Below are 26153 nucleotides of genomic sequence, written 5' to 3'. Positions count from 1 at the left end.
TCGGACAACATGACTGAGCAAACTCTCTATTTGTTGAAAGCCCTGTTTCTGGGGATTGTTGAGGGCATCACGGAATTCATTCCGGTTTCCAGTACGGCGCACTTGCTGATCCTGGGCTCCTGGATTGATTTTTCCTCGGGTGATGCCAAGGTCTTCGAGGTTGTCATTCAGTTTGGTTCGATTCTGGCCGTGATCTGGATTTTTCGCGCCCGTTTGATTCAGCTGATCACCGGGGTCTTGCGCGGAGATCGTACCGAGCTGATGTTCACTCGCAATCTGCTGATTGCCTTTTTGCCCGCTGCCGTTATTGGTGCTTTGACGATTCAGTACGTCAAAGCCTTGTTCCATCACCAGATTGTGTTTGTGTTCACGCTGGTATTGGGTGGTTTGTTGATGCTGTGGGTCGAGCGCAAACCGCAGTACGCGAAGAACACGTCGGAGCTGGATCAGGGTGAAACCGCCACCTCGCAAAAGGCTACCGCCTTTGCCTTGGAAGAGATCACCTGGAAGCAGGCTTTGGTGGTTGGGTTTGCCCAATGTATTGCCATGGTGCCAGGTACTTCACGTTCGGGCGCCACTATTATCGGCGGCATGCTGGCCGGTATTCAGCGCAAGACCGCCACGGAGTTTTCTTTCTTCCTGGCCATGCCAACCATGCTGGCTGCTACGGTTTATGACCTGTATCGCAACGGTGCGTCCTTGAGTGCAGATCAAAGCACCGCGATTATTGTGGGCTTTGTTGCTGCTTTCTTTAGCGCCTTGTTCCTGGTGAAGGCCGTGCTGCGCTTTGTGTCCAGTCGCACCTATCGTCCTTTTGCCTGGTATCGGATTGCGTTGGGCGGAGTATTGTTTGTGTGGCTGATGACTTAGACCTTTGCCGCCTATGATGTTTTGAAATCCCCGCTTGCTTGATCTGCCAGCGGGGATTTTTCTTTTCAGGGAGGCTTGGTAAATGTCGTCGTTTCACGCGCATACTTTACCTACCTACCTACCTACCTACCTATCTATCTATCTATCTATCTATCTATCTATCTATCTATCTATTTATCTGTCTAGCTGTCTATCCGTCTGTCTGTCCGCGTATCTAGCGATGTACCAATTTGATAGGCACTTTTTTGGTGATTATTGTGTTCAAGGGTTTGTTGGCAAATAGCGGGTTTGTCGCCCGTCATTTGGTCTGGCCTGGTTCGGTTTCGATACGCTGCTGCTTATTGAAAGGAGCTTGGTCTCAGCAAGACGCCTCTCGGTTCGTCTGCCCCGGTATCCGGGCTGACTATTTGCCGGTGCTGCGCACCGGTACCCTGGTCGGTGTTCGGATACGGGCGCGCCCTTAACGCGCGGGGTGTCTTGTCCACCGGACAAGACACAAGCGTCCCGCTCAAACAGAAGGGCGCTTGCACCCCGTATCCGAATACCGCCTGCGGCAAGCAGTCTGAACCGCCCGGATACCGGGGCAGACGAACCGAGAGGCTCACAGTTAGGAAGGGACAAGCAGCCTTGCTGCTCATGGCGCCAAGAGTCGGTGGTCGGGCACGAGACCAGCCTTCGGTGGTCCGCTTTGGTTGCCGCGAGCGAAAGTATCTTGTTGGCAAAAATCACGGTCTTTTTTGCGTTTTTGAGGGGGCAGTTGGGCTCGACGGGCGAGTCAGGGCTCTGGCCGCAGGCTCTTGCAGTATCCAGGATGCAAGCCCTGTGCTGTTTGAGCGGGGCGCTTGTGGTTCATCCGGGGGACGAGCCACCCCGCGAGTTCACAGGGCGCCTGGATACTGCAAGAGACCAGGGAACTCGTGCGCAGCACGGGCCGGAGACCCGCCAAGTCGAGCCCAACTGCCCCCTCAAAAATGCTTATGCACCCACCTTGATTCCTGCCACCAGCACCGTGTGAAGAAAAACAGGTTTTATCGCAAGAAGGTATAAAAAGACGTGGAGCTTAAACCTAGCTGGCTGTAGGTGAAGTCACTCTTACTGAGGTCCCAGTGTCTGACACTGATCCTCTTGCCCCCACTGGTGCAGGCAGAGCTGTACACCTTCAATGCTGATATAGCCGCCCCGTCGTCCTCCTTCCGAGGAGTCAGACTCCCAATCCGGGAGTACCCAGCGGCGTACCGGCTCAAAGCCGGGAATGTCATGTACTGCAGGGCGATGTGTATGGCCATGAACCATGGCCTGCACAGGATGCGCCTCGCAGGCTGCCACAATAGCTGCAGGCTGCACATCCATGATGTCTTTGGACTTGTATTGCTTGCCGCGCTGGCTACCGGCGCGGGCTGAATCAGCAATACGCTGACGCAAGCTTAAAGGGCAGGCCAGATAGAGTTTCTGGAGCCAGGGTTTGCGTACCCAATGGCGAAAGCGTTGATAGGCCAGATCGTCCAGGCAGTACTCGTCGCCGTGCGACATCAGAATCAGGCCGGCAGAAGTGTCCAGAACGACTTGATCGGGCAATAGCGTGGCGTGAACATGGCGGGCGTAGGTTTGGCCCAGCAGGAAATCGCGATTGCCGCGCATCAGATACAGCGGATGCTGCTGCGCGAATGTGCGCAGCGCCTCACTGACTTGAGCAAGCCAGGGAGCAGGGTGGGCGATTTGATCGTCACCAATCCAGGCATTGAAAATATCACCGCCCAGGATCAAGGCATGAGCTTGATGCTGGGCGGAGTGCAGAAACTGCAGGAAATCCTGGACGGTGTCTGGATTGTCCGGACCCAGATGCAGGTCTGCAGCAATCCAGATGTTGCCCGCAAGCGTGAGCTTATTCGACAAGCGTGGCTTTTTCCAGAACGACGTCCTCAACGGGCACGTCTTGGTGGAAGCCCTTGTTGCCGGTGCGCACGGTCTTGATCTTGTCGACCACGTCCATGCCTTCGATCACGCGGCCAAATACGGCGTAGCCCCAGCCATTGGCGGTAGGAGCGGTGAAGTTCAGGAAGTCGTTGTCAGCCACGTTGATGAAGAACTGAGCCGTAGCCGAGTGTGGGTCGGAGGTGCGAGCCATGGCCAGGGTGTACTTGTCGTTCTTCAAACCGTTGTCGGCTTCGTTCTTGACAGGAGCGTTGGTGGCTTTTTGCTTCATGTCGGCCTCAAAGCCGCCGCCCTGGATCATGAAGTTGTTGATCACACGGTGAAACACGGTGCCGTCGTAAAAACCGCTGGACACGTAGTCCACAAAGTTGGCTACGGTGTTGGGGGCTTTTTCTGCGTTCAGTTCGATCAGGATGGTGCCCTGGTTCGTCTGCAGTTGGACGCGTGGAGAGGTGCTCATAGAAGTGCCTTCAGAAGAAGTGGAAGAATCTGCTGCCATAGCCGGACTGCTCATCATAGGCATAGCCATACAGGCAGCAATAAGCAGGGTGCGCAAGCTGCGAGCCTGATCACACCATTGAAATGTGCTTGCAAACATAAGATAGGGACAACCCAGTCAAAGAAAAATCTTATTGTTGCAGAATTTGGCCAGTTTGTTGCGCACGCTGGGCTGCTTTGGGCACACCACTGGCGGCGGCCTGACGGTAGGTATCATTGGCCAGCATCAGTTGGACTTCACCCATATTGGCGCGGGCCAGTGCATAGGAGGGATCGGCGGTCAAAGCCATTTTCAGGGCTTCCAGGGCCAGGTCCAGCTTGTCCTGCGCAATGTACTCGGCCGCCAGATTATTCCAGGGCTCGGGCAACTCCGGGTAATAGGTGGTCATGTTCTGGTAGAGGCTGATGGCGCCATTGTGGTCACCACTGGCCGACAGGGCGCGTGCTTTTAAAAACAGCAGTTGCACATTGGCACCGGGTTCGCCACGGTCCTCGCGCTGCGCCAGCTGTTTTTCAATAGCCTGCAAGGCGTCGGCATGACGGCCCTGGGCAATCAAGGTGCTGATGCGCTGGCTGACTTCAGCGGCGCTAAGCGGCAAAGAGGTATCGACGCTGGGGGCCAGCACGTCCAGAGCACGGGCCAGACCCTTCCAGCCACGTTCAGGTTCGGGAGCGATATCCAGCAAGGGATCGTTCACCCGCGCACTGGGCGGGGGCAAATCGGGCAGGGATTGGGCGCTCACGTTTTGACCCAGGGCCAGAAAAAGGGCCAGGGTGCAAGGAGCGAGAAACCGAGTCCGTCTAGGTGTACTGAACACAGAGGGGGCGCCTATAAAATCTGGCTTGAAGACCAGGAAGGTTGGTAGATTGCTGCCTTTAACGAGGTCTGCTTGCTATACTTATTGACCATCATTCTAACCTTGCCTCTTGCCGGGCGGGAAATACGGAACCTGATCCAAGGGCAATTGTTCTGGCACAAGGTTCCGATTTTATGACGATTACAGGCCATGTTGCGCATTTATAACTCGTTGTCACGCTCTAAAGAGGTGTTTTCTCCGGTTGAACCGGGCCACGTGCGTATGTACGTCTGTGGCATGACGGTGTACGACTTCTGTCACCTGGGACACGCTCGTATGCTGGTCAGCTTTGACATCGTGCAGCGCTGGTTGCGAGCAAGCGGCTATCGCGTCTCCTATGTGCGCAATATTACCGATATTGATGACAAGATCATCCGCCGTGCCGTCGAGCGCAAGCAACTGATGTCTCAGGTAACGGACTTCTATATTGCCGCCATGCATGCCGACGAAAAGGCCCTGGGTGTGCAAAGCCCTGACTCGGAACCACGCGCCACGCAGCACGTGCCCGATATGCTGGGCATTATTGCCAAGCTGGAAGAAAACGGCCTGGCCTATCAGTCCGAAGACGGTGATGTGAACTACGCCGTGCGTCAGTTCCCCGGCTACGGCAAATTGTCGGGTCGCTCTTTGGATGATCTGCGTGCCGGTGAGCGTGTTGCCCTGAACTCGGCCAAGCGTGACCCTCTGGATTTTGTGCTGTGGAAGTCGGCTAAAGAAGACGAACCCGCCGAATCCAAATGGGAGTCCTCCTACGGTCTGGGCCGTCCGGGCTGGCACATCGAATGTTCGGCCATGAGCAAGGCGCTGCTGGGCCTGCCCCTGGATATTCACGGCGGTGGCCCGGACTTGAAGTTCCCTCACCACGAAAACGAAATTGCCCAAACGGAAGGCGCTTTTGGCGGTCAGTTGGCCAATGTCTGGATGCACTGCGGCCCCCTGATGGTGGACTCGGAGAAAATGTCCAAGTCCCTGGGCAACTTCCGTCGCATCCGCGATACCGTGGCGCCCGAAGGTCTGGCCGACGAAGAAAGCAGCTACATCGCCAACCCGCGTGAAGCTGAAATGTTGCGCTTCTTTATTGTGCGCAACCATTACCGCAGCCTGCAAAACTACGCACCAGATAATCTGCGCGATGCTCAGCAGGCTTTGGACCGTCTGTACCAGACCCTTCAACACGTTCCTGCCGCCGACGTCCAAATTGACTGGACTCAAGGCCCCGCTTTGGCTTTTGCCGAAGCCATGAATGACGATTTCAATACGGCCGGTGCTATTGCCGTTCTGTTTGAGCTGGCTGGCCAAGCCAACCGCGACAAGGATGCGCAGGCCGCTGGCTTGATGCGTGCCCTGGGTGGCGTGATTGGTCTTTTGCAGGTGGACCCCGCCGTCTACTGGCGCGCCAGCACACGCTTTGGTCAGGCGGCCAGCGTGGCCGGTGCCGATTCCTTGAGCGACGCCCAGATTGACGAGCTTCTGGCGGAACGCGGCCAGGCTAAACAGAATCGCGACTTTGCGCGCGCCGACGCCATCCGTGAGCAGCTTAAAGAGCAGGGCGTAGAGCTGGAAGATCGGCCAGGTGGAGCAACACAATGGCGCAGGGCCTAAGCGGCGTTCAATCCGGCCCTCAAGTTCGTTTGGTGGGCAAACCTGATTACTGGGACGACGCCTGCGCCCAGCTGATGAAGCGCGATCGTATCTTGCGCAAGCTCATCCCCCAGCATGGCGACTACTGGCTGCAACATCAGGCTCCGGCTTTCACCACTTTGGTGCGTTCCATCGTGGGCCAGCAACTGGCCTCGCGTACGGCGGATCAGCTGTGGCGCAAATTGCTGGACGGCTGTGGCCAGGCACTCTCGCCTGAACTTATTTTGGAACTGGGTTACGAGGCCCTGCATGGTTTGGGTCTGCCCAAACGCAAGGCCGAATATATTGTTGATTTGGCGACTCACTTTGATGCTCGTAAAATCGACCCCCAGGCATGGCAGTCCCTGTCTGACGAAGCCGTTATTGCGGACCTGTGCGCCATTCGTGGTGTAGGCCGCTGGACGGCTGATATGTTTCTGATTTTCAACTTGCACAGACCCGATGTTCTCCCTTTGGATGATGCGGGCCTGCTCAAGGCAATCTCTCAGCACTATTTCAGCGGCGAGCCGGTCTCCCGGTTCGAGGCGCGTGAAGTTGCTCAAGCGTGGGCACCGTGGTGCACGGTGGCTACCTGGCATCTGTGGCGCAGTCTGAACACAGTTGCGGTACGATATTAAATTAGGCCTAAACCTTAAGAACCGACATGCGAAATACATTCCTGGAATTTGAGCAGCCTTTGGCCGAGCTCGAAGGCAAAATCGAAGAGCTCCGCTATGTGCAATCTGATTCCGCTGTGGATATTTCAGAGGAACTCAGCCGTCTGCAGCAAAAAAGCCAGACGCTGGCCAAGAACATTTACGCCAAGCTCACGCCTTGGCAAACGGCCCTGGTTGCTCGCCATCCACAACGTCCATACACCCTGGACTATGTAAACCAGATCTTCTCGGACTTTCACGAACTGCATGGCGATCGCATGTATGCGGACGACCTGGCAATTGTGGGTGGTCTGGCCCGTTTCAACGGTACGCCTTGCATGGTGATTGGTCACCAGAAAGGTCGTGATACCAAAGAGCGCGCCCGTCGCAACTTCGGCATGCCGCGCCCCGAAGGCTACCGTAAAGCCCTGCGCTTGATGAGGTTGGCGGAAAAATTTGGTATCCCTGTCTTTACCTTCATTGATACTCCCGGCGCCTACCCTGGTATTGGCGCTGAAGAGCGTGGTCAGTCCGAGGCAATCGGTCATAACCTGTTTGCCATGGCCAAACTGCGTGTACCTATCATCTCCACCATTATTGGTGAAGGCGGTTCGGGTGGTGCGTTGGCGATTGCCGTGGGTGACGTGGTCTCCATGCTGCAATACTCCACCTACGCCGTGATCTCGCCCGAAGGTTGCGCCTCGATTCTGTGGCGCAGCGCAGACAAGGCTCCTGTGGCGGCTGAAGCCCTGGCCATTACCGCTCCCCGTCTGAAAGAACTGGGCCTGGTTGATCGTGTGATCAACGAGCCCATTGGTGGCGCACATCGCGACCCCACCATGATGGCGCGTCAATTGGGCCGTGCCCTGGCCGACGCCTTGCGTCAGGTCTCGGGCCTGAGCACCGAACAACTGCTGGCGCAGCGTATGGAACGTCTATTGGCCTACGGTCGTTATCAGGAAGTTCGTGCCTGATCCATTGCCTTCCAGTCAGCTGGGGGGCTTTAGCCCCTCACCCCCGCTGCTGGAGGCGCTTAACCATCACCTAAGTTTCAAAAGCGGCGATTGCGTCGCTGTCGCCTTAAGTGGTGGTGCGGACTCGGCAATGCTGGCGGTACATGCCCATCTTTGGGCCAGCCGCCGCAAAGTCACACTTCATTTTTTCCATATTCATCACGGCCTGCAAGCCATTGCCGATCAGTGGCAAGCGCATGTGCATGACTTGGCTGCGCGTTTGCAGCGACCCTGTCACAGTTTGCGGGTCCAGGTACAGTCCCGCCGTCTAAGCGCAGATGGCATGGAATCCGCCGCGCGAGATGCCCGCTATCAAGGCCTGGCTGAACTGGCGCATTTTGTTGGCTTGCAGCATGTACTGCTGGCTCATCATCAAGATGATCAGGCCGAAACGGTTCTGATGCGTTTGCTGCGTGGCACGGGTATAACCGGTCTGGGGGCGATGGCACCCCGTATGCAGCGCGATCAATTGCAGTACTGGCGACCCTGGCTGGAGCAGCCCAGGGCACTTATTCTTCAAGCCAGTGATGCGTTTGCCGCAGCCACAGGCTGGCATGCGGTACAAGATCCCACCAATATCAATCCTGATTACACCCGTGGCGCAGTGCGCGATTTGCTCACGCCTGTGCTCGACGCGCGCTGGCCGGGCTGGCAAAGCCGTTTGCAGCGTCAAGCCCAGCTAAGCCGCGAAACACAGGAAGTATTGGATAGTGTGGCCAGCCAGGACTGGCTGACACTGGAACCTGATGAAACAGGACGCAGTTTCAGTTTGGTGGCCTGGCGTAGTCTGGAGCCAGCGCGGCAAAGCCTGGTGCTCCGTTATTGGTTGCAGGAGCAGGGCGCTGGCTTGCCTACGCAAGCGCGTCTGGCAGAACTGCTCAAGCAACTGCGCGGGCTGCATGCCCGGGGGCACGACAGAAATTTGATGTGGAAGCATGGACAGAACCTGGTGCGCTGTGTGCGAGGCCGGGTGCAGATCGAATCTGCCGGTCCAGGCGACCAGCAAGCAGGCCGGGTGGCCGATCATGCAAGTAAGTAGTTTGGGGTGGCCTGTGGCAGGAGCGTGGGCTATGGTGTTGAGTCGACAAAGTATGTGTTTTTTTGCGTGTGTATATGGTAGAGCCTGCGCTTGGGGCACAGAAAGTCGTTAGAATAGTTGGGTTTTGTGTCTATCCCAGACCTTAGCCCTTTGATGCAGAGTAAAAGATGTCCCTGATCGTACATAAATATGGCGGCACGTCGATGGGCTCGATCGAGCGCATCCAGAATGTGGCGCGTCGGGTTGCCAAATGGCATGCCGCCGGGCACCAAGTTGTGGTGGTTCCTTCGGCCATGTCCGGTGAAACCAACCGTTTGCTAGGCCTGGCCAAAGAACTGAGTATTCAGCCTGATCCGCGCGAGCTGGATATGCTGGCCGCTACGGGCGAACAAGCCAGTAGCGCTTTGTTGGCCATGGCCTTGGCTGCCCAGGGCGTTCCCGCCCGCAGCTACGCCGGTTGGCAAGTTCCCGTCAAGACCGACAATGCCTACACTCGTGCCCGCATTAGTTCTATTGATGACACCCGCATTCGCCAGGATCTGGACGCAGGCCGTGTGGTCGTTGTGACCGGCTTCCAGGGGGTGGATGAAGAAGGCAATATCACGACCTTGGGTCGTGGTGGCTCGGATACTTCCGCGGTGGCTGTTGCCGCTGCCATGAAGGCCAGCGAATGCCTGATCTTTACCGATGTGGATGGTGTCTACACCACCGACCCGCGCGTCGTGCCCGAAGCACGTCGCATGAAAGTGCTGTCCTTTGAAGAAATGCTGGAAATGGCCTCTTTGGGCTCCAAAGTTCTTCAAATCCGGTCTGTGGAATTTGCTGGCAAGTACAAGGTGCCTGTGCGCGTCTTGTCCTCCATGACCGACCCCATGATTTCGCTCGAAGAAGAAATGTCTTCGGGTACGCTGATTACTTTCGAGGAAGACCAAAAAATGGAAGCTGCCGTTGTCTCTGGCATCGCCTTCAGCCGTGATGAAGCCAAGTTCACCCTGCGTGCCGTTCCCGACACCCCCGGCGTGGCCTATTCCATTCTGGGCCCCATCGCAGCGGCCAACATCGAAGTCGACATGATTTTGCAGAACCTGTCGGTTCAGGGCACCACAGACTTTTCCTTTACCGTCAGCCGCAACGACGCGCTGCGTACCAAGGAACTGCTGATGAACCAGGTCGGCCCGGCTGTGGGCGCTGGCGAAATCGTGTTTGATGAAGCCGTGTGCAAAGTGTCCATCGTTGGTATCGGCATGCGTAACCACGCTGGTATTGCCAGCTCCATGTTCCGCGCCTTGTCCGAAGAGGGCATCAACATCCAGATGATCAGCACCAGCGAGATCAAGACCTCGGTGATTATTGCCGACAAGTACATGGAATTGGCGGTGCGTGCTCTGCACAAGACGTTCGAGCTGGATCAGGAAAAATAATCCCTTTAGCTATTTGCATTGGTTTTTTAAAAATGCTATAGTTACTTCTTTCCTAGAGCTGGAGACGTGGCCGAGAGGTTGAAGGTACTCCCCTGCTAAGGGAGCATACGGCTTATACCCGTATCGAGGGTTCGAATCCCTCCGTCTCCGCCAGCTGGAATTAAATTAAGCCCTTGTTTTCAAGGGCTTTTTTTATTGTCTGACGCATAGTGTCGCCACTGTTCGGACCCACGCTCAAGCTCGGCTTTGTGCAAACCCGGTCCTGGTTCAGGCAGCAATGGCGACAACAAGACGGGCATCACGCTTTTCCAAACACAAGAACAAAAAATAATTGTTACTTTTTTATTTTGCCCACCCAGGCGAAGTGAAACGGTAGAGCGTCCTTGGCAGCAGCGTTTCAAACAGCATGGATCGTTAAAGCGCAAGGCTTTTCAGTCCAAGACTGTTGAGGATTGAAAAGGCTGTGTCGTTTTTGGCACAGGCAAAGAAAAGCAGTCATTCCCGTGCTTACAATCGACCAATGTGTTTTACGTCGTTCAAGACGGGTGGTCTTGTTTTTTAGGGCGAGCGATGATTAAACGAGTCCTCTGTATCTGTAGCATGGCCTTGATGGGCCTGCCTTTTTTGGCATCGTCAACTGAGCTGGCATTGGATGACCAGGTCGTGACTCGTTATGTGCAAAGCCTGGGTGAAATCTTGCCGGTGCTGCAAACCGTGGAGCGTAGCGAGCCGGTTTGGGATGGCGGTCTGCCAGACGGTTTCCCACCCATGCTGGAGGTGGATCAGGTCGAGCGCGGTTCGGATATTTACCGTCAATTGAACAGTCTGACGCAAAAGTATGGCTTTGCCGGACTGGAGCAATGGGATAGCGTGGGACGCCATATCTGGCTGACCCGTCTCTATATCCAGGAGCGCGAAGATCTGGACTCGGTTTACGAGCAGCTGGATGCGCTGGAAGCGGCCTTGCGCGATAACGCACGCCAATACTCCACGGCTGAACTGGAGCAGTTGATGCGTACCTTCCAGATCAGTAAAAACCATATTCTGCGCCTGGTTGCAACCCGTAGCGATGTACCGCCGGTACAGGCTCATCTGGCTGAACTGGACGCTGCCCTGGCTTCCCTCGAATAAGCAACTAATCCGCTTTTTCCATTTTCACGGGCGTCGCAATGGCGCCTGTTCAAGATTTGTTACCAGCAATACTGTCCATTTGTCATATTTTGACGCTTCTTTTCTGAGCGTGACAGAAGGAATCGGGGATAATTGCGCTCTGACTGAAATCTAGTGGGAAGACTGAAGCGTCATGCGTATCATCTTGATTTTGTTGGGGGCCGCTGTGCTGGCCTACCTGATTGCCAAAGGCATACGGCAACTGATGGTGGAACGTCGTCAATTAAAAGACCAGACGCGTCAGCCACATAAAGGAAGCCGTGATGAGCACTGATAAAAATCCATTTACTAAATTGGCTGCTAAAACAAAGCCAGAAGGTGGCACTGCCAACTACTCCAAGGGACTGGGTTTCCTGGGAGCGGCGGTTGTTATTTTCCTGATCCTGATCGTGGCCTCCATGGGCTCGTTCTTGCAGGTAGACCAGGGTGAACGTGGCGTGGTGCTGCGTAACGGTAAGCTGGTTCGCGTGGCCGAACCTGGCCTGGACTTCAAGGTTCCGTTCTTTGACACGGTACGTACCATTTCGGTACGTGATCACACGGTTCGCATGCAGCTTGAGGCGTACAGTTTTGACCAGCAGTCCGCCTCCATGGTGGCTTCGGTAACGTATCGCGTACCTGAAACTGATGTGGCTCAGCTGTACTCCGAGTACGGTTCACTCGATGCCCTGGAAGCTCGCTTGCTCGAGCGTAAGGCTTTGGATGTGATCAAGAACGTGTTCGGTAAGTACACTGCTGCTCAGTCGATTCAGAATCGCGAGAAGCTGGGTGCTGACATCAACGAAGCCATGCGCGTGACCCTGGAGTCCGCTCCATTGCAAATGATGGGCGTGCAGGTTGAGGAAGTGTCGTTCTCCAAAGCCTATGAGCAATCGATTGAAAACCGCATGTTGGCTCAGGTTCAAATTGAAACCACCCGCCAGCAAAAAGAAACTGCTTCCATTCAGGCTGAAATCAAAGTGGTTCAGGCTGAAGCAGAAGCCCGCGCTCAGCGCGAACGCTACATGGCTGAAGCTGACGGTATTCGCCTGCGTGGTGACGCCGAAGCCAAGGCCATTTCAGCCAGGGCCCAGGCATTGGCTCAGAATACCAATCTGGTCAATTTGAATGCTGTGGAAAAATGGGACGGTAAGTTGCCAGAAAGTCTGGTTCCCGGTTCCGCCATGCCATTTATTGGACTGCGTTAATCTCCAGGCAGTCACTGACCTGAACAGGTTTTCTTCGGTAGCGTTACGGGATAGGTAACGCTACCGTTTATTTTTCCAAGGAGTTACGGATGAATGAGGAAAGGAACCCGGTCCCACAAGGCGACGGTACAAACCAGTTGGTCAGTCTGCGTAATCTGACTCTGATCAATTACGCGCTGTACATCTTGTCCATGTTTGGCGGCATCACCGCCCTGGTCGCCATCATCATCAACTACATCAAGCGCGATGAAGTGCGCGGCACCTATCTGGAATCGCACTTTGATTGGCAAATCCGTACGTTCTGGTGGGGATTGCTTGGTGTGGCGCTGTCTTTCTTGTTGATGGCGATTCTGGTCGGTTTCGTGACCATCGTGATTGTCAGCGTGTGGATTCTGTACCGTCTGATCAAGGGTCTGCTGGCTCTGAATGACGGCAAGGCGATTGCCTGATCGCCGGATCGCCGGATCGCCGGATCAGATAGGCATCGTGTTTGTTTGGACCTGGGCCCGCATACTTTCGCGGGCCTCTTTAGGCGGCACACCAAAGCGCTGCCGAAATGCCCGGCTGAAATGGGCAGAGCTGCTGAAGCCCCAGTGATACGCAATTTCAGTGATGGTCTTGTGGTGATGGGCTAGACGGCGCAAATCCTGTTCAGCGCCTTGCAGGCGCATGGACCAAATCCAGTTTGTCAGTGAATCGGCCTCGCCTTCCCAGGCGCGATGCACAGTGCTGGCTGTCAGGCCCAGGCGATTGGCAATCTTGCCTATATTCAGCTCGGGGTCGCGCAGATTCTCCAATACATAGGCTTTGATCCGGTCGCGCCGCACGGTTCCCGTATCGTCCTTTAAGGACGGGCTGCCCAGATTCTCGGCCAGCGCTGCCACCAGAATACCGACCAGGCTGTCGGCAAGTGATAGATCCACAATAGGTCCGCCGGTTGGCGGGCAGGCCATCAGTTCGCTCACCATATAGGCGAGCAGGCGTGCCGTGCCGGATTGGGCGCTGGTTATTTTGCAGGCTGTCATATCTTCGGCATTGCGCAAACGCTTGCGCAGGATGGAGCCGGGCAAAGACAGGACATACTGCTCAAAGTCCTGGTCAAACAGGAGTTGATAGGGGCGGGTGGAGTCGTACAGGGCCAGATCGCCGGGTTTCAGCTTAGCGATCTTTTCATCCTGAACTAGTTGTCCCGCTCCTGCCACTTGAATACTGAGCAGAAAAATATCCTCGGACGCTCTGGAAATTTGCAGTGGCGTGCGCAGCACGGTCTGGGTGGTCGAGGAGATACGAGATAGGCTGACCTCTGCCAGTTCATGTCGCGTAATGGCCCCGAAGAAAGGGGTAGCGGAACGGGAGGGGACGGCGCATTCCAGCTGCACATAAGCTTTGTTGACGGCCTCCATCCAATAGGGGGCGCGCCGGGTAGCGGGAATTGCCGTGGTGGACCATTGCTCCATTGATGATCTCTCCGTCGTGGGTCTAAAGGCTGACGGCAGGGACTGCGATCAACTGGACTGACTAAGTATCAGGCAAGATCTTTGGTTTGAGCCAGACCAGAAAGAGTGACGGGGGGCGATAATTTCCGACCAGGACGACGCGGATGCAGGACCGGGGAGCAGAAGGAATCACGGCCCGGGCAAGCTGTCCGGGCCTTGTCATCTCTTGGGATCAGGACGGCTCTTGCACGAGCAGTGTGTCCGAGTCCTGTGGATGGCTGATAGCGACTGAGGTAGCCGTACTTTGCACACCTGGCTCGGAAGCCTCTGCCTTGGTCACGCTTTTGGAGTGCACCCGAGTCATGGGTTCTCGGTGCCCCAAGTCCAGCACCAGACGGGTGGCTTCAGGTTTCGAATAGTGGCCCACGGGGTCATTGATCGCCTTGGCGAAGGCAATCTCCTCCATATCCAGATCGGCAATGATCAAGCCCTCGGCATCGTGAGGCAGGTAGGGAGCCAGAGTACGTCCGTCCGGTGCAAAAATCATGGAGCTGCCACCGCCCACTTTCAGCAAAGAGGCGTTGTGCTCACCCACTTCCAGCATGTCTAGCGTCTCTTGAGTAACCACACTGCTGGCCGCGATGGTAAAGCACTGGCCTTCCACCGAATAGATTTGCGAGGCGGCCATGTTCACCTTGGCACTGAGGGCGTGGGCCTGTTCGCTGTATAGCGAAAACGACGGCCAGGCAGCAATGTGAATGGCTTCATGCTGGGAGTACAGCGCGTACTTGCTCAAGGGCGACAAATGCTCCCAGCAGCATAGAGCGCCGACGCGTCCCAGTTCTGTGTCGGACACAATCAGATCGCGGGCATAACCCTCACCAAATACGGTGCGCTCTACATGCGTGGGTTTGAGTTTGCGACGTGACCATAGCATCTCGCCTTTGTCGTCGATCAGGCATTGGCCCAGATACAGGCTGCCACCGCTGCGTTCGCTATAGCCCAATGCGATGAAAATGCCCAAGGTTCGCGCAGCCTGGGCAATGCGCTGAAACTCTGCACTGTCTAGCGAGAGTGAGTTGGCATAGTAACGAGCACTGTATTTCAGTGACCAGGCCGGCGCACCTAGCCAGACGTGGAAGGGATAGCCTGGCAACCAGGTTTCACCAAATACGATCAGGTCGCAGCCTTCATCACGCGCTTGTCGAGCCAGTTCAATGGTTTTATCAACACCTGCTGCCAGGTCGTAGTTGGGAGAGGCGGCCTGTACGGCGGCTGCCCGGACGATTTTCCTTGTCTGCATACATCCTCCTTGTCGCGGTATCCGCGATCTTGATCGCCAGGCCGTGCTGCTTACAGAGCCCGGCCATCCTGTTTTGTGTCAGTTTAGGAGGGGAGGGCAGTGCTGAATTGACTGACAGGCGCAGAAGGCTTGACTGGGAGTCGCAGACGTGGGGGCAGGAAGCCCCCAATCCTGACCCGGATGTCCGTGCAGTGAACGAGAAAAGTGCGGCCCGTCTGGCTTAAAGCGCGAAACTGTATTGCACCGTCAGCCCCAGGCCCACGACCCACAAAATCAGGGGGATAGGGCGCATCAGCAGGCCGGGAATGGCACGCAGGATAAAGCCGATCAGGCGGGTGAACAGCCAGAGCAGGGGCGGCGATTGATCTTTTTCCTTCATATAGATGATGCCTTGCGACAGCAAAAAGGACTGCGACAAGTAGGCGGCGTAAAACACCATGCCCAGGGAAAAGGCCAGCCAGTAATACAACATGCTCATAGGATGCAAAAAGAAAGAGTACGGCGCATTATATCGGTCTGCAGCAGCTATGATCGTATTTTTGGCCGGACCTTGGGCCGGCTGTGGGTGCAGGCTTTTTGTACGAGGCAGGTATGCAAAATGTTTATTCTATTGATGGGCTGGTGCCAGTGGTTCACCCCACGGCCTATGTTCATCCTACCGCTGTACTGATTGGTGACGTCATTATTGGCGAGGGCGTGTATATCGGTCCTTTGGCCAGTTTGCGCGGGGACTTCGGGCGCATCATCATGAAGGCCGGTTCCAATATTCAGGACACTTGTGTTATTCATGGCACGCCTTATCAGGACACGGTGGTGCATGAAGATGGCCACGTCGGGCACGGTGCCGTGCTGCACGGCTGCGTCATTGGCCGCAACGTGCTGGTGGGCATGAATGCGGTCGTCATGGACGCGGCGGATATTGGTGCAGACAGCATTATTGGCGCCATGGCCTTTGTGAAGAAAGGGATGCAAGTGCCGCCCCGCAGTCTGGTGGCCGGTTCTCCCGCGACGGTGGTCAAAGAACTGGATCAGAAAGCCATTGATGGCAAGTTTTTCGGCACACGTATGTACCAGCGTCTGGCCCAGCGTTCACTGGCAACCATGCATCGTGTGGAGCCTTTGACCGAAGTGGAAGCCGATCGCCCACGCCTGCGTGAAGATCAGATTTATCCAGTGGATAAATAAGGCAGCTCTGTCTTTCTCCAGGCTTGTTGCTTGCCAAGCGCAATGCAGTTTCGGAGCCGGTCTGAAAGTGCTTGGAATATGTCACCCAGCAGCCGTTTTTACTCACGTATTTCAGGCAATAAAAAACCCCTTGAGAGCCGGATGAGAATCCAGCATCAAGGGGTTTGTCCATTCAGTGCGAACCAGCAGGCGGGTGGGGCAGGCCCACCACGCATTGCTGTTGCGCTCTGAATTTCTCCGGCTTATTTGCCAGCTGCAGCCAAAGCCTGTTTCCAGGCTTCGATGACCGTTTCGTACTCGGCAGCAGCCTTCAAAGGATCGATGTTGGCCACTTTGATCTGATCCAGGTTAGGCAACTTGGTCAGCTCGGCCACATTGATGTCGCTGCGAGTAGGACGGCGGAAGTTCTCCACCAGTTCAGCTTCCTGTACTTCTTTGGACAGCAGAACGTCGACCAGTTTGCGAGCCGCTTCCTGGCCGTTCTTGGGGTTCTTGATCACGGCCACGCCTTCAGGAGCAATGAAGGTACCGTCTTCAGGGTAGATCAGCTCAATGCCTTTCTGACCACCGGCCACGTAGGCGTAGGCCGCGTATTCCATGGTCACGCCCAAGGGGTACTCGCCGTTAGCCACGCTTTTGTAGACCTGGCCCGAGCTCTTGGACACGATCACGTTGGCTGCCAGCTTTTGCAGGCCTTCAGCACCGTACAGTTGGTAGATGCCGTAAACCTGGTCGTAGGCACTGCCCGACGATGCTGGGTCACCAATAATGACCTTGCCTTTCCACTGAGGATCGAACAGATCGGACCAGGTTTTGGGAGCGGCCTGGCCTTTCAGTTGACGCTCGTTGGCCATGATGACCATGACGTGGGCGTTGGAGCTGGTCCACAGGCTGTCCTTGCCATGAAAGGCTTCAGGAATGGCCTTGTTCTCGGGCGATTCGTAGGCTTCAAAGTTCTGCTGGAAAGCCGCCATGGTGCCGTAGGCAGCGCCCCATACCACGTCACCCAGCGGGTTCTGTGCTTCGGCTTCGATACGCTTCATCAAGGCACCAGCGCCAGAGGTCACTTGTTGAATGGACAGGTCAGACGCGGTCTTGCGAGCAATTTCCAGCGCCGTATCAATGGTTTGCACATTGTTGGGCGTGTACATCACGGCATTGGCGGCCATGGCGGCACCGGACAGGGACAGGGCGCCGACACTGAGGGAGAGTGCCAGACCAGTTTTCAGAAAACGTGTAGTCAGCATAGTGAGCCTTTTTAGATTAGCGGCTGGAAAACAGATCCAGCTTGAGAAAACGGATAGCCAGATAAATCGGCACCAGAATCACGACCATCAAGATAACCCCATAGGCCGAAGCGCGGGCCAGGAAGCCGGCGTCGATCTGACGGAACATCTGGATGGGCATGGTCTCCATACCACCGTAATACAGCACGATAGTGGCGGAAATTTCAGCCAGTGAAGTGACCCACATCAGGATGGCCGCGCCCAGAATGGCAGGCTTCATCAAGGGCAGAACCACTTTGAAGAAACTCTGGAAGGGGCTGACACCCAGATTGATGGAGGCCTCTTCGATAGAGTCGGGAATGTTGTAGAGCGAGGCCGAGGCCGAGCGAATGGAGAAGGGTACTTTACGCACAAAGTACGCGCCGGCCATGATCACCCAAGTGCCAGTCAGTACCAGCATGCCGCTGTTGTAGGTCTGGATCAGGGCAATACCCAGCACGGTGCCGGAAATGGCCAAAGGCAGCATCACCATATAGTCCAGCGCGGTGACCACGAACAGGCGCTTTTTCACGATCAGGTAACTGCAGATCGTGGCAAAGCAGGTGCCTGCAATAGTGGCGACACTGGCCAGCATCAACGAGTTCAAGATGGGCTCGGGAGCGTAGCGCAGGGCACGCTCCATATTGTCCAGCGTGAAGGTGCCGTATTGCATGACCGGGCCGCTGGCTTTGGTGAAGGCACCAATCAGCACGATAAAGGCCGGAATCAGCGAGAAGGTCACAAACAGCACCGCACCAACGGTCAGCAAGATGCCGGCCAGCCCTTGAGCACGAACCGGACGTGGGGCGCGGCCTTGCTGCATCTGGAAGGTCTTGCGCTCCAGTACTCGTTTCTGAATGAATAGCACCGCACCGACCAGAATCACGGACACCACGGCCAGCACACCTTGCATGGTGGGGTTACCGCTCATCTCGGACAGAAAGGTGGTGTAGGTCAGCGAGGACAGCACATCGACCTGACCGCCCAGAATCATGGGGATGGAGAAGTTGTCCACGGCCAGCGTGAACACAATCATGGCATTGACCAGCAGGGCAGGCATCAGCACCGGGAAGGTGACGCTGAGCGCGCGCTTGAAATTGCTGGCACCCAGGTTCACGGCGGCTTCTTCCAGCGTGCCGTCAATGGCCTTGAGCGCAGCCAGCATGCCGATATACACATAGGTGTAATCGTTCAGGATCAGCACATAGGACATGCCAAACCAGCCGTAGAAACTGGGCAGGTCAATACCAATGCTTTCCAGGGCCAGACGCACCACTCCGTTATTGCCCAGCAGCATCAGCCAGGCCTGCGAGACGATGATGTCCGGCAGCACAATGGTGGTCAGGGGCAGGATGGCCACAATGGCCTTGCCGGGGAAGTCGTAGCGAGCCACCACATAGGCCAGCGGCGCACCCAGCAGCAGCGTCCCTATCGTGGAGATCAGCCCCAGCTTGATGGTGTTGAAGAAGGCCTCAACATAGCGAGGGTCGCTAAAGAAGGTTTCAAAGCCGTGCAGGCTGGGCATGCCCGTTGCCGGGTCGATCACGCTTTGATAGAACAGGGAGGCGAGTGGCCATACAACCCAGAACACCAGCACCACCAGACAGACCAGGGCGGGCAGGAACCAGGGAGAACGAAGGGCCAGGGGTCTTGCAGCAATAGCCATGGGTCTTACGCCTCGACCAGTCGACATTCAGGGCTAAAGCTCAGGTTCACCGAAGCACCTGCAGACAGATGCGGGTCCTGGGCAGCGGCAACGTCGGCAATAATTTGCTTACCATCGCTCAGTTTCAGGCTGTAGGCCGTTTTGGTTCCCAGATATTGGCGAGCCACAACCTGGGCCGGAATGCTGCTAGCCTGGGCTTCGGTATGCAAAGTGATGTTTTCAGGGCGCACTGCCAGCAGTACCTGGCCGGCAGGCGGCGGGTTGTTCACCATGATGTGTCCACCGGCAATGCTGACGGTGGTGTGATCAGCTTCCACATGCACGCCCAGGGTGTCGATCAGGTTGGCCGCACCAATAAAGTCGGCAGCATAGGCAGTGCGTGGTGTGGAGTACATGGCTTCGGGGGTATCGAGCTGGTCGATACGGCCCTGACGCAGCAAGGCAATACGGTCCGACATGGACAGGGCTTCTTCCTGATCATGCGTCACGAAAATAGCCGTGATATTGGATTCCTGCTGCAATTCGCGGATGACCTGGCGCATTTGAATACGCAGCTTGGCATCCAGGTTGGACAAAGGTTCATCCATCAGCAGAACACGGGGTTCGATTACCAGGGCGCGGGCCAGGGCTACACGCTGGCGTTGGCCTCCGGACAGCTCAGCCGGGTAACGCTCGCCCATGCCACCCAGTTCCACACGCTCCAGAATGTAGGCGACTTTTTTCTTGATCTCGCTGCTGCTGACTTTGCGTACCCGCAAGCCGTAAGCCACATTGTCAAACACGGTTTTATCGGGGAACAATGCATAGTCCTGGAACACCATGCCGGTCTCGCGCTTGTGCGCGGGCAGGTAGGTAATGTCTTCCTTGTCCAGAAACAGGCGGCCTTCATCGGGGATGATGAAACCGGCAATCATGCGCAGCAAGGTTGTTTTGCCGCAGCCGCTGGGCCCTAATAAAGTGAAGAACTCGCCATGCCGGATTTGCAGGCTCAGTTCATTGATGATGGTATTGTTGCCGTAGCGTTTCACTACGTGATCGATGTGGATGTCTGCCATGGGGATAGATCAGCCTGGGACTGAGTAGTGCAGGTAAACCGCGCATCAAGGGGGCGGTTGCCTAGGCTTTAAAAAGAAGTGGTTCAGCGGCCAGTAGCGACGCAAACATCACCGGGGCGTGAACACGAACATTAATTACAAGTTAGTGACAAGTTTTATAGGAAGTTGCTATCTTAGCAGCAGGCCAATGCTTGTAGTTTTAATTATCAGGCGTCTAAGTCCGTAGCAAAGGCTGATCTACTCAGTGTTACCCAGTGGGCAAGCAAAAAAAATCCCGTCGGACAGGCATCATATTGCGATAATCAGGTGGTAGTAATGTGTCTTGCTTTTTCGTCTAAAGCGGTCTAGTGCGGGTCGGGGTTTCTTGTGTCAAATAAAGGCCCTTATAGTGAGTTCAAAAAGAATGACAGTTTCCTGCAAGGGGCAGGAGTGGGAGAGGGACACTAAAGGGTAGGTTTCTATCCTGTTCAGGCCGGTCTTCACCAGGCCTGTTTTTTGCACATCCGAATTTATAGATGGTGTTCCGGTGTTGAGGGCAAACACACACCGGGCCGGAGAGGTTGTTGGGTCGTGTCCACGTGGTGACAGACTCACCCATCCGGGTACTGCACGTCGTCAGAGATCGTAGAAGTTAGTTAATTAACTGGAGATTGAAGATGCGACTGGGTGTACTAAGCCCCCGGGGGACCGGGGAAAAGAGGGTAGCGGCCACGCCCGATACCATCAAGGCTTACCGCAAGGCGGGCCATGATGTGATTATCGAGGCGGGTGCCGGACAGGGGATTGCCAGCTCGGATGCCGATTACGAGGCAGCAGGGGCAACGATAGGAGATCCCTATCAAGCCACCGTGCTGCTGGTAGTGGGCCCGGCTGATGTGGATTCGGCGCGTTTGCGTGCCGAGCATGTGGTCGTCGGTATGCTGGACCCTTACGAGAGTCAGGGTCTGGACAAGCTGGCTTCTTCGGGCTGCCAGGCGTTCGCCCTGGAGCTGATCCCGCGTACCACGCGGGCGCAAAGCATGGACGTTCTGTCCTCGCAGGCCAATATCGCGGGTTATGCCGCTGTGCTGAAAGCAGCCACCTTATATCCCCGATTCTTTCCCATGATGATGACCGCGGCGGGTACCGTCAAAGCGGCCCGTGTCGTGGTGCTGGGCGCGGGTGTGGCCGGTTTGCAGGCGATTGCCACGGCACGTCGTCTGGGGGCGGTGGTAGAAGCCTCTGATGTGCGTCCTGCCGCGCGTGAGCAGATCGAGTCCCTGGGCGGCAAGTTTATTGATGTGCCCTACGAGACCGACGAAGAGCGCGAAGCGGCACAAGGGGTAGGCGGTTATGCCCGTCCCATGCCCGCTTCCTGGTTGCAACGGCAGGCGGCGGTGGTGGCGGCGCGTTGCGCCCAGGCCGACGTCATCATTACTACGGCCTTGATTCCGGGGCGGCCCGCCCCGCGTCTGATTGCCGAGGAAGTGGTGCAGTCCATGCGGGCAGGTTCGGTCATTGTTGATCTGGCTGCGGCCCGTGGCGGCAACTGCGCCTTGACCGAAGCCGACCAGATTGTGGAGAAATATGGCGTGACCCTGGTGGGCGAGACCAACTTCCCGGCCCGTGTGGCTGCGGATGCGTCTGCCTTGTATGCACGCAATATTCAACAGTTCCTGGGCTTGATGCTCAAGGATCAGTCTGACGAGCTGCATATCCCTGCGGACGACGACATTGTGAATGCCAGCCGTGTTGTACAGGGTGGCAAACGACTCTTTCCACAGCAGGGAGCCTGACGCCATGGATATTATTTCTCCCCTGGTCATTAACCTGATCATCTTTGTGCTGGCCATTTACGTGGGTTACCACGTGGTCTGGACAGTAACGCCCGCTTTGCACACGCCCTTGATGGCGGTGACCAACGCGATTTCGGCCATCATTATTGTGGGTGGGATGCTGGCAGCGGCCCTGACCGAAAGCCCTTGGGCGCAGGCGATGGGCATTATTGCCACCGCGCTGGCTTCGGTAAACGTGTTTGGTGGTTTCCTGGTAACCCGCCGCATGTTGGAAATGTTCAAAAAGAAGGGCGCTAAAAATACGCCCAAGGAAGGGCAGTCATGATTTCCATGAATACCGTTACCTTGTGCTATTTGCTGGCCTCGGTGTGTTTCATTCAGGCCCTGAAAGGCTTGTCGCATCCAGCCAGTTCGCGTCGTGGCAATCTGTTCGGCATGGTGGGGATGGCCTTGGCCATTGCGACCACAGCCGTGCTGATTTATAGCCTCGCTCCTGAAGGCAAAGAGCTCTCTGGCCTGCTGCGGGTTCTGATTGGTCTGGTGATTGGTGGCGTGCTGGGCACCGTCATGGCACGCCGTGTCGAGATGACCAAGATGCCGGAACTGGTGGCCTTCATGCACAGCATGATTGGTCTGGCTGCGGTAGCCATTGCGATTGCCGTGGTGCTGGAGCCGGTGGCCTTCGGGATTGGTTCGGCCGAGGTGGCTCTGCCCATGGGTAACCGTGTGGAGCTGGCTTTGGGCGCGCTGGTCGGTGCCATTACCTTCTCCGGTTCGGTCATTGCGTTTGGCAAGCTGTCGGGCAAGTACAAGTTCCGACTGTTCCAGGGCGCACCCGTTACCTTCAAAGGTCAGCACATGCTGAACCTGCTGCTGGGGCTGTTGGCCCTGGCTTGCGGCGTGGTTTTTGTGATGACGCAAGCATGGTGGGCCTTTGGCGTGCTGCTGGCCTTGTCCTTCCTGCTGGGCGTGATGCTGATCATCCCGATTGGCGGGGCAGACATGCCCGTGGTGGTGTCCATGCTGAACAGCTATTCGGGTTGGGCGGCAGCAGGGATTGGTTTTTCCCTGAACAACTCCATGCTGATCATTGCCGGTTCGCTGGTGGGTTCCTCCGGTGCGATTCTGTCTTACATCATGTGCAAGGCCATGAACCGCGCCTTCTTCAACGTGATTCTGGGCGGTTTTGGTGCCAATCCGGAAGCGGCTGCGGGTGGTGCAGATCAGGGCAATCGTTCGGTGAAATCCGGCAGTGCTGAAGATGCCGCGTTCATGATGAGCAATGCCGAGTCCGTGGTGATTGTGCCTGGTTATGGTTTGGCCGTGGCCCGTGCTCAACACGCCTTGAAAGAGCTGTCGGACAAGCTGACCAGCCAGGGTGTGAATGTGCGCTACGCCATTCACCCGGTCGCCGGTCGTATGCCTGGCCATATGAACGTCTTGCTGGCCGAGGCCGAAATGCCTTACGAGCAGGTCTTTGAAATGGACGACATCAATAGCGAGTTTGCTCAGACCGATGTGGTGCTGGTGTTGGGGGCCAACGACGTGGTCAACCCGGCCGCCAAGAACGATCCGGCTTCGCCGATTGCGGGCATGCCGATTCTGGAAGCCTACAAAGCCCGAACCGTGATCGTGAACAAGCGCTCCATGGCTGCTGGTTATGCTGGTCTGGATAACGAGCTGTTCTATATGGACAAGACCATGATGGTGTTTGGCGATGCCAAAAAGACCATCGAAGATATGGTCAAAGCGCTGTAAGACGAGTCCGTCTTCGCGCTGGCAGTAAAAAGCGCTCTGGTTCCTTGCGGGCCAGAGCGCTTTCTTGTTGAGTAGAGCGAATTTAGAACTTGGGGCCGGAGCGCAATTGCTCGCACATCTGCTTGCGCTGCTCGGCAGTGGCTTTTTGCAGATCCTGACGGCCACGGTCCAGGCCTTGCTCAAAGGCTTTATCAAAGTCCTCGTCGTTCAGGCCCATGCTTTGAATGGAAGACTTCTGCTGTTTTTTCATCTCATCAAGCTGGGTCTGGCTGTAGTCACCGCAAACTTCGGCGGCAGCGTGCATGGCTCCGCCCATTTGCGCCAGCTGAATGGCAGGGCCGCTATCCTGGGCGTAGCTATTGGCGCTGGCCAGAAGGAGGGCCGCTAAAGGCAAAAGAAGTTTTGTGCGCTCAAACATGGTCAATCCTGTCGATTAAGAAGAGGTCCGCGCAGACGCTGTGGTCTAACAAGAGCAGGCAGGCTCTGTCTGGGCGGAAGTCGCTACTTTACACCGCTTGTCCCTTTACGGTTGAGGCCGCAGGGGCAGGAAAGTGCAACAGACATTGTGCCCGGACTGCAGTCGTGGAGTTTTGATCTGTTTGCAGGTAAGCGGCGGTATGCAGGGTAAAAGCAGCAGGCAAAGAAAAAGCCCTGATGACGATGTCATCAGGGCTGATCTTTTCAGAGTCTCATCCATTGGGTTTGACCCCACGAGTTCTAACTCTGGTCGCTGATTTCCGTGAAGAAACCAACTTGAATATGGCGCGGCTGGCAAGATTCGAACTCACGACCCCTTGGTTCGTAGCCAAGTACTCTATCCAACTGAGCTACAGCCGCTAAAGAAGTGAAACTATAGCAGACTATTTATCTGAATGACAAGCCTAAAAAGCATTTTTCTAGAAATAAATGCAAAATAGTTTGGGAAAGCACTAAAAATCAGGCTTGGAGAGGGGCCGGAGCCCCTTGTGGCACAGATTTAACCCGGCACTTTGTAATGTCTTTATCCTGCTGGCTGCAAGGGCAAATGGATGCGTACACAAAAACGCTGTTCCTGGTGTCCAAACTCCAGCCGTCCACCATGGGCGCGCAGGGCTTCATCGCAAATACTCAAGCCCAAACCATAGCCCCCGGTGGAGCGATTGCGGGAGGTCTCCAGGCGGTAGTAAGGGCGCAGGACCTTGGCTTGCTCGTCCAAAGGAATGCCGGGGCCATCGTCGGCCACGGTAATGATGTATTCCGTCGCTGCTTTATGTGCGGAGATGTATACGTGCTGCCCGTAGCGCAAGCCATTGGAGATCAGGTTTTCAAGGCAACGGCGAAAGCGCTGAATCTGTATGTTCAGAATGGCCGGTTCCAATTCTGCCAGCGCGATGCTTTCTCCCAGGTCCTGACGATTCACGCTGACTGCCGTCAGCAGGGCGGCAAGATCGACTTCGGCAAAGGCTTCGTCAGAGGTCTGAAAGCTCATCAGTTCCAGCGTGGAGTTGACCAGTTCATTGAGCTGTTCCACATCCCGCTTCAGGCTCAGGCGCAAGGCCTCGTCCTGCACTTTCTGTACGCGCAGCTTCAGGCGTGTGATGGGTGTGCGCAAATCATGGGATACGGCCGAGAAGAAATAGGCGCGCTCTTCAATATGTTTTTGTACGCGCTCCACCATATTGTTAAAGGCCACGCCCAGCCGCTTGAACTCTTTGGAGCCGCCCAGCTGTATCTTTTCCTGATTACGGTTCACATCCATTTCCAGCACGCTTTTTTCCAGCTTTTTCAGTGGCCGAAAAATGAAGTTCAGGCACAGGGTCAGGGCGATGACCACCAGAATCAGGCGGAAGAAATAGATGCGCAGGAAATAGTCGTAGGTGAATTTCAGATTGCCGATGGAACTCCAGCCCTGGTTTTCCACCACATGCAGTCGCCAGTGCTGGCCATTGGACAGCTTGAATACGGCGGAGAAAGACACATCCACCAGATTCAGTTCGCGCGAAAAGGTGTCCAGCAAAGGAATGCCCGCCTCCTTGTCTGTAGGTCTGGCCTTGTTCACCGACAGCAGATGAAAATTCTTGCAGGCTCCGGTGCGCTCTTGAATGACTTTTTCAAAGAACAGCCCAAAGTCCTCCCCCATATTGGACTGGTAATCCAGTGGCAGATCTGCGCTGACGGGTGTGGCGGATACGCCTGACAGAAGGCTGGGGTCAATGTCCGCGCCATGGGCTAGCTGGGACTCGGCATATAGATACCAGTCTGAAAAACGCACGGCAGCAATACGGGCCGGGGTTTCTATCAAGACCTGCCGGCGCATTTGCGACCACATGGTGCCGGTCAGAATCTGGGCCACCAGCAGCCCCACGACTACGACCAGAGTGATCTTGCTGCGTAATCGTTCGGGGTAGAAAAAACAGAAGCTGCGGCGCAGTTTCTCCGGCCACCTGCTTGAGGGTGAAACAGCCATG

General features: G+C 56.0%; 25 protein-coding genes and 2 tRNA genes. 15 read left to right on the top strand and 12 right to left on the bottom strand.

Annotated elements, in window-relative coordinates:
- Window positions 1-9 precede the first annotated feature (9 nt).
- The gene (locus D0C27_RS15810; RefSeq protein WP_022983525.1) at window positions 10-870 is read left to right on the top strand and encodes an undecaprenyl-diphosphate phosphatase; all 861 of its coding nucleotides are present in this window, start codon (window positions 10-12) and stop codon (window positions 868-870) included.
- Between the two features lie 1092 nt (window positions 871-1962).
- On the opposite strand, the gene D0C27_RS15800 is transcribed toward D0C27_RS15810, so the two are convergent.
- From D0C27_RS15800 to D0C27_RS15790, 3 genes are all read right to left on the bottom strand, one after another.
- Window positions 1963-2763, bottom strand: a complete 801-nt coding sequence (locus tag D0C27_RS15800; RefSeq protein ID WP_009457818.1) for a UDP-2,3-diacylglucosamine diphosphatase — start codon at window positions 2761-2763, stop codon at window positions 1963-1965.
- Window positions 2753-3262, bottom strand: a complete 510-nt coding sequence (locus tag D0C27_RS15795; protein WP_045931048.1) for a peptidylprolyl isomerase — start codon at window positions 3260-3262, stop codon at window positions 2753-2755. The genes D0C27_RS15800 and D0C27_RS15795 overlap by 11 nt, the downstream gene beginning before the upstream one ends.
- Window positions 3263-3431: 169 nt before the next feature.
- Window positions 3432-4043 (bottom strand): tetratricopeptide repeat protein, encoded by a 612-nt coding sequence (locus D0C27_RS15790; protein ID WP_230940582.1) that lies wholly within the window; start codon window positions 4041-4043, stop codon window positions 3432-3434.
- A 264-nt stretch (window positions 4044-4307) separates the two neighbouring features.
- Between D0C27_RS15790 and cysS the strand changes: the two genes are divergently transcribed.
- From cysS to D0C27_RS15745, 10 genes are all read left to right on the top strand, one after another.
- Window positions 4308-5759 (top strand): cysteine--tRNA ligase, encoded by a 1452-nt coding sequence (cysS, locus tag D0C27_RS15785; RefSeq protein WP_035270889.1) that lies wholly within the window; start codon window positions 4308-4310, stop codon window positions 5757-5759.
- Window positions 5744-6415, top strand: a complete 672-nt coding sequence (locus tag D0C27_RS15780) for a DNA-3-methyladenine glycosylase family protein (protein ID WP_042483969.1) — start codon at window positions 5744-5746, stop codon at window positions 6413-6415. The genes cysS and D0C27_RS15780 overlap by 16 nt, the downstream gene beginning before the upstream one ends.
- A 26-nt stretch (window positions 6416-6441) precedes the next feature.
- Window positions 6442-7407: an acetyl-CoA carboxylase carboxyltransferase subunit alpha gene (locus tag D0C27_RS15775; protein WP_022983527.1), complete on the top strand. Its 966-nt coding sequence runs from the start codon at window positions 6442-6444 to the stop codon at window positions 7405-7407.
- Between the two features lie 130 nt (window positions 7408-7537).
- On the top strand, window positions 7538-8485 hold the full coding sequence (gene tilS / locus D0C27_RS15770) for a tRNA lysidine(34) synthetase TilS (RefSeq protein ID WP_431188478.1): 948 nt from the start codon (window positions 7538-7540) through the stop codon (window positions 8483-8485).
- 167 nt (window positions 8486-8652) lie between these two features.
- On the top strand, window positions 8653-9906 hold the full coding sequence (locus D0C27_RS15765) for an aspartate kinase (RefSeq protein WP_088450888.1): 1254 nt from the start codon (window positions 8653-8655) through the stop codon (window positions 9904-9906).
- 60 nt (window positions 9907-9966) lie between these two features.
- Window positions 9967-10059, top strand: a tRNA-Ser gene (locus D0C27_RS15760).
- A gap of 417 nt (window positions 10060-10476) precedes the next feature.
- On the top strand, window positions 10477-11037 hold the full coding sequence (locus D0C27_RS15755) for a hypothetical protein (RefSeq protein WP_230940584.1): 561 nt from the start codon (window positions 10477-10479) through the stop codon (window positions 11035-11037).
- Window positions 11038-11209: 172 nt separating this feature from the next.
- Complete coding sequence (locus D0C27_RS19315; RefSeq protein ID WP_022983530.1) at window positions 11210-11350, top strand: hypothetical protein; 141 nt, start codon at window positions 11210-11212, stop codon at window positions 11348-11350.
- Complete coding sequence (locus tag D0C27_RS15750; protein WP_080655542.1) at window positions 11340-12263, top strand: prohibitin family protein; 924 nt, start codon at window positions 11340-11342, stop codon at window positions 12261-12263. Before D0C27_RS19315 ends, D0C27_RS15750 begins: the two co-directional genes overlap by 11 nt.
- Window positions 12264-12352: 89 nt before the next feature.
- Window positions 12353-12712 carry a DUF4870 family protein gene (locus tag D0C27_RS15745; RefSeq protein ID WP_009457799.1) on the top strand — a complete coding sequence of 120 codons (360 nt, stop codon included), beginning with the start codon at window positions 12353-12355 and terminating at the stop codon, window positions 12710-12712.
- Between the two features lie 24 nt (window positions 12713-12736).
- Here D0C27_RS15745 and D0C27_RS15740 read toward each other — a convergent pair whose 3' ends face one another.
- From D0C27_RS15740 to D0C27_RS15730, 3 genes are all read right to left on the bottom strand, one after another.
- Window positions 12737-13720, bottom strand: a complete 984-nt coding sequence (locus D0C27_RS15740) for a helix-turn-helix domain-containing protein (RefSeq protein ID WP_137431294.1) — start codon at window positions 13718-13720, stop codon at window positions 12737-12739.
- A gap of 211 nt (window positions 13721-13931) precedes the next feature.
- Window positions 13932-15002: a nitrilase gene (locus D0C27_RS15735; RefSeq protein WP_060185692.1), complete on the bottom strand. Its 1071-nt coding sequence runs from the start codon at window positions 15000-15002 to the stop codon at window positions 13932-13934.
- Between the two features lie 220 nt (window positions 15003-15222).
- Window positions 15223-15480: a hypothetical protein gene (locus D0C27_RS15730; RefSeq protein WP_022983531.1), complete on the bottom strand. Its 258-nt coding sequence runs from the start codon at window positions 15478-15480 to the stop codon at window positions 15223-15225.
- A 113-nt stretch (window positions 15481-15593) separates the two neighbouring features.
- Here D0C27_RS15730 and D0C27_RS15725 point away from each other — a divergent pair, with 113 nt between their 5' ends.
- On the top strand, window positions 15594-16187 hold the full coding sequence (locus tag D0C27_RS15725) for a phenylacetic acid degradation protein PaaY (RefSeq protein WP_137431293.1): 594 nt from the start codon (window positions 15594-15596) through the stop codon (window positions 16185-16187).
- Between the two features lie 242 nt (window positions 16188-16429).
- Here D0C27_RS15725 and D0C27_RS15720 read toward each other — a convergent pair whose 3' ends face one another.
- From D0C27_RS15720 to D0C27_RS15710, 3 genes are read right to left on the bottom strand one after another with little or no spacing between them, the layout of a single operon-like run.
- Window positions 16430-17434, bottom strand: a complete 1005-nt coding sequence (locus D0C27_RS15720; RefSeq protein ID WP_137431292.1) for an extracellular solute-binding protein — start codon at window positions 17432-17434, stop codon at window positions 16430-16432.
- Window positions 17435-17450: 16 nt separating this feature from the next.
- A complete protein-coding gene (locus D0C27_RS15715) occupies window positions 17451-19118 on the bottom strand; it encodes an ABC transporter permease (RefSeq protein ID WP_080748018.1) in 1668 nt (555 codons plus the stop codon).
- Window positions 19119-19123: 5 nt separating this feature from the next.
- Window positions 19124-20173: an ABC transporter ATP-binding protein gene (locus D0C27_RS15710; RefSeq protein ID WP_060185694.1), complete on the bottom strand. Its 1050-nt coding sequence runs from the start codon at window positions 20171-20173 to the stop codon at window positions 19124-19126.
- Window positions 20174-20829: 656 nt separating this feature from the next.
- Between D0C27_RS15710 and D0C27_RS15705 the strand changes: the two genes are divergently transcribed.
- The 3 genes from D0C27_RS15705 to D0C27_RS15695 are packed head-to-tail and all read left to right on the top strand — an operon-like array spanning window position 20830 to window position 23706.
- A complete protein-coding gene (locus tag D0C27_RS15705) occupies window positions 20830-21948 on the top strand; it encodes an NAD(P) transhydrogenase subunit alpha (RefSeq protein ID WP_137431291.1) in 1119 nt (372 codons plus the stop codon).
- Between the two features lie 4 nt (window positions 21949-21952).
- Window positions 21953-22273, top strand: coding sequence for an NAD(P) transhydrogenase subunit alpha (locus D0C27_RS15700; protein WP_009457776.1), 321 nt, complete (start codon window positions 21953-21955; stop codon window positions 22271-22273).
- Window positions 22270-23706 carry an NAD(P)(+) transhydrogenase (Re/Si-specific) subunit beta gene (locus D0C27_RS15695; RefSeq protein WP_088450874.1) on the top strand — a complete coding sequence of 479 codons (1437 nt, stop codon included), beginning with the start codon at window positions 22270-22272 and terminating at the stop codon, window positions 23704-23706. Before D0C27_RS15700 ends, D0C27_RS15695 begins: the two co-directional genes overlap by 4 nt.
- An 82-nt stretch (window positions 23707-23788) precedes the next feature.
- On the opposite strand, the gene D0C27_RS15690 is transcribed toward D0C27_RS15695, so the two are convergent.
- From D0C27_RS15690 to D0C27_RS15680, 3 genes are all read right to left on the bottom strand, one after another.
- Complete coding sequence (locus D0C27_RS15690) at window positions 23789-24124, bottom strand: hypothetical protein (RefSeq protein ID WP_035270874.1); 336 nt, start codon at window positions 24122-24124, stop codon at window positions 23789-23791.
- 342 nt (window positions 24125-24466) lie between these two features.
- A tRNA-Arg gene (locus tag D0C27_RS15685) sits at window positions 24467-24543 on the bottom strand.
- A gap of 163 nt (window positions 24544-24706) precedes the next feature.
- Window positions 24707-26152 carry a sensor histidine kinase gene (locus D0C27_RS15680; protein ID WP_088450870.1) on the bottom strand — a complete coding sequence of 482 codons (1446 nt, stop codon included), beginning with the start codon at window positions 26150-26152 and terminating at the stop codon, window positions 24707-24709.
- Between the last annotated feature and the right edge of the window lies 1 nt (window position 26153).

This window comes from Alcaligenes faecalis (assembly GCF_005311025.1).
Classification (GTDB): Bacteria; Pseudomonadota; Gammaproteobacteria; order Burkholderiales; family Burkholderiaceae_B; genus Alcaligenes; species Alcaligenes phenolicus.
This window is presented reverse-complemented; position numbering and strand designations above follow the sequence as displayed.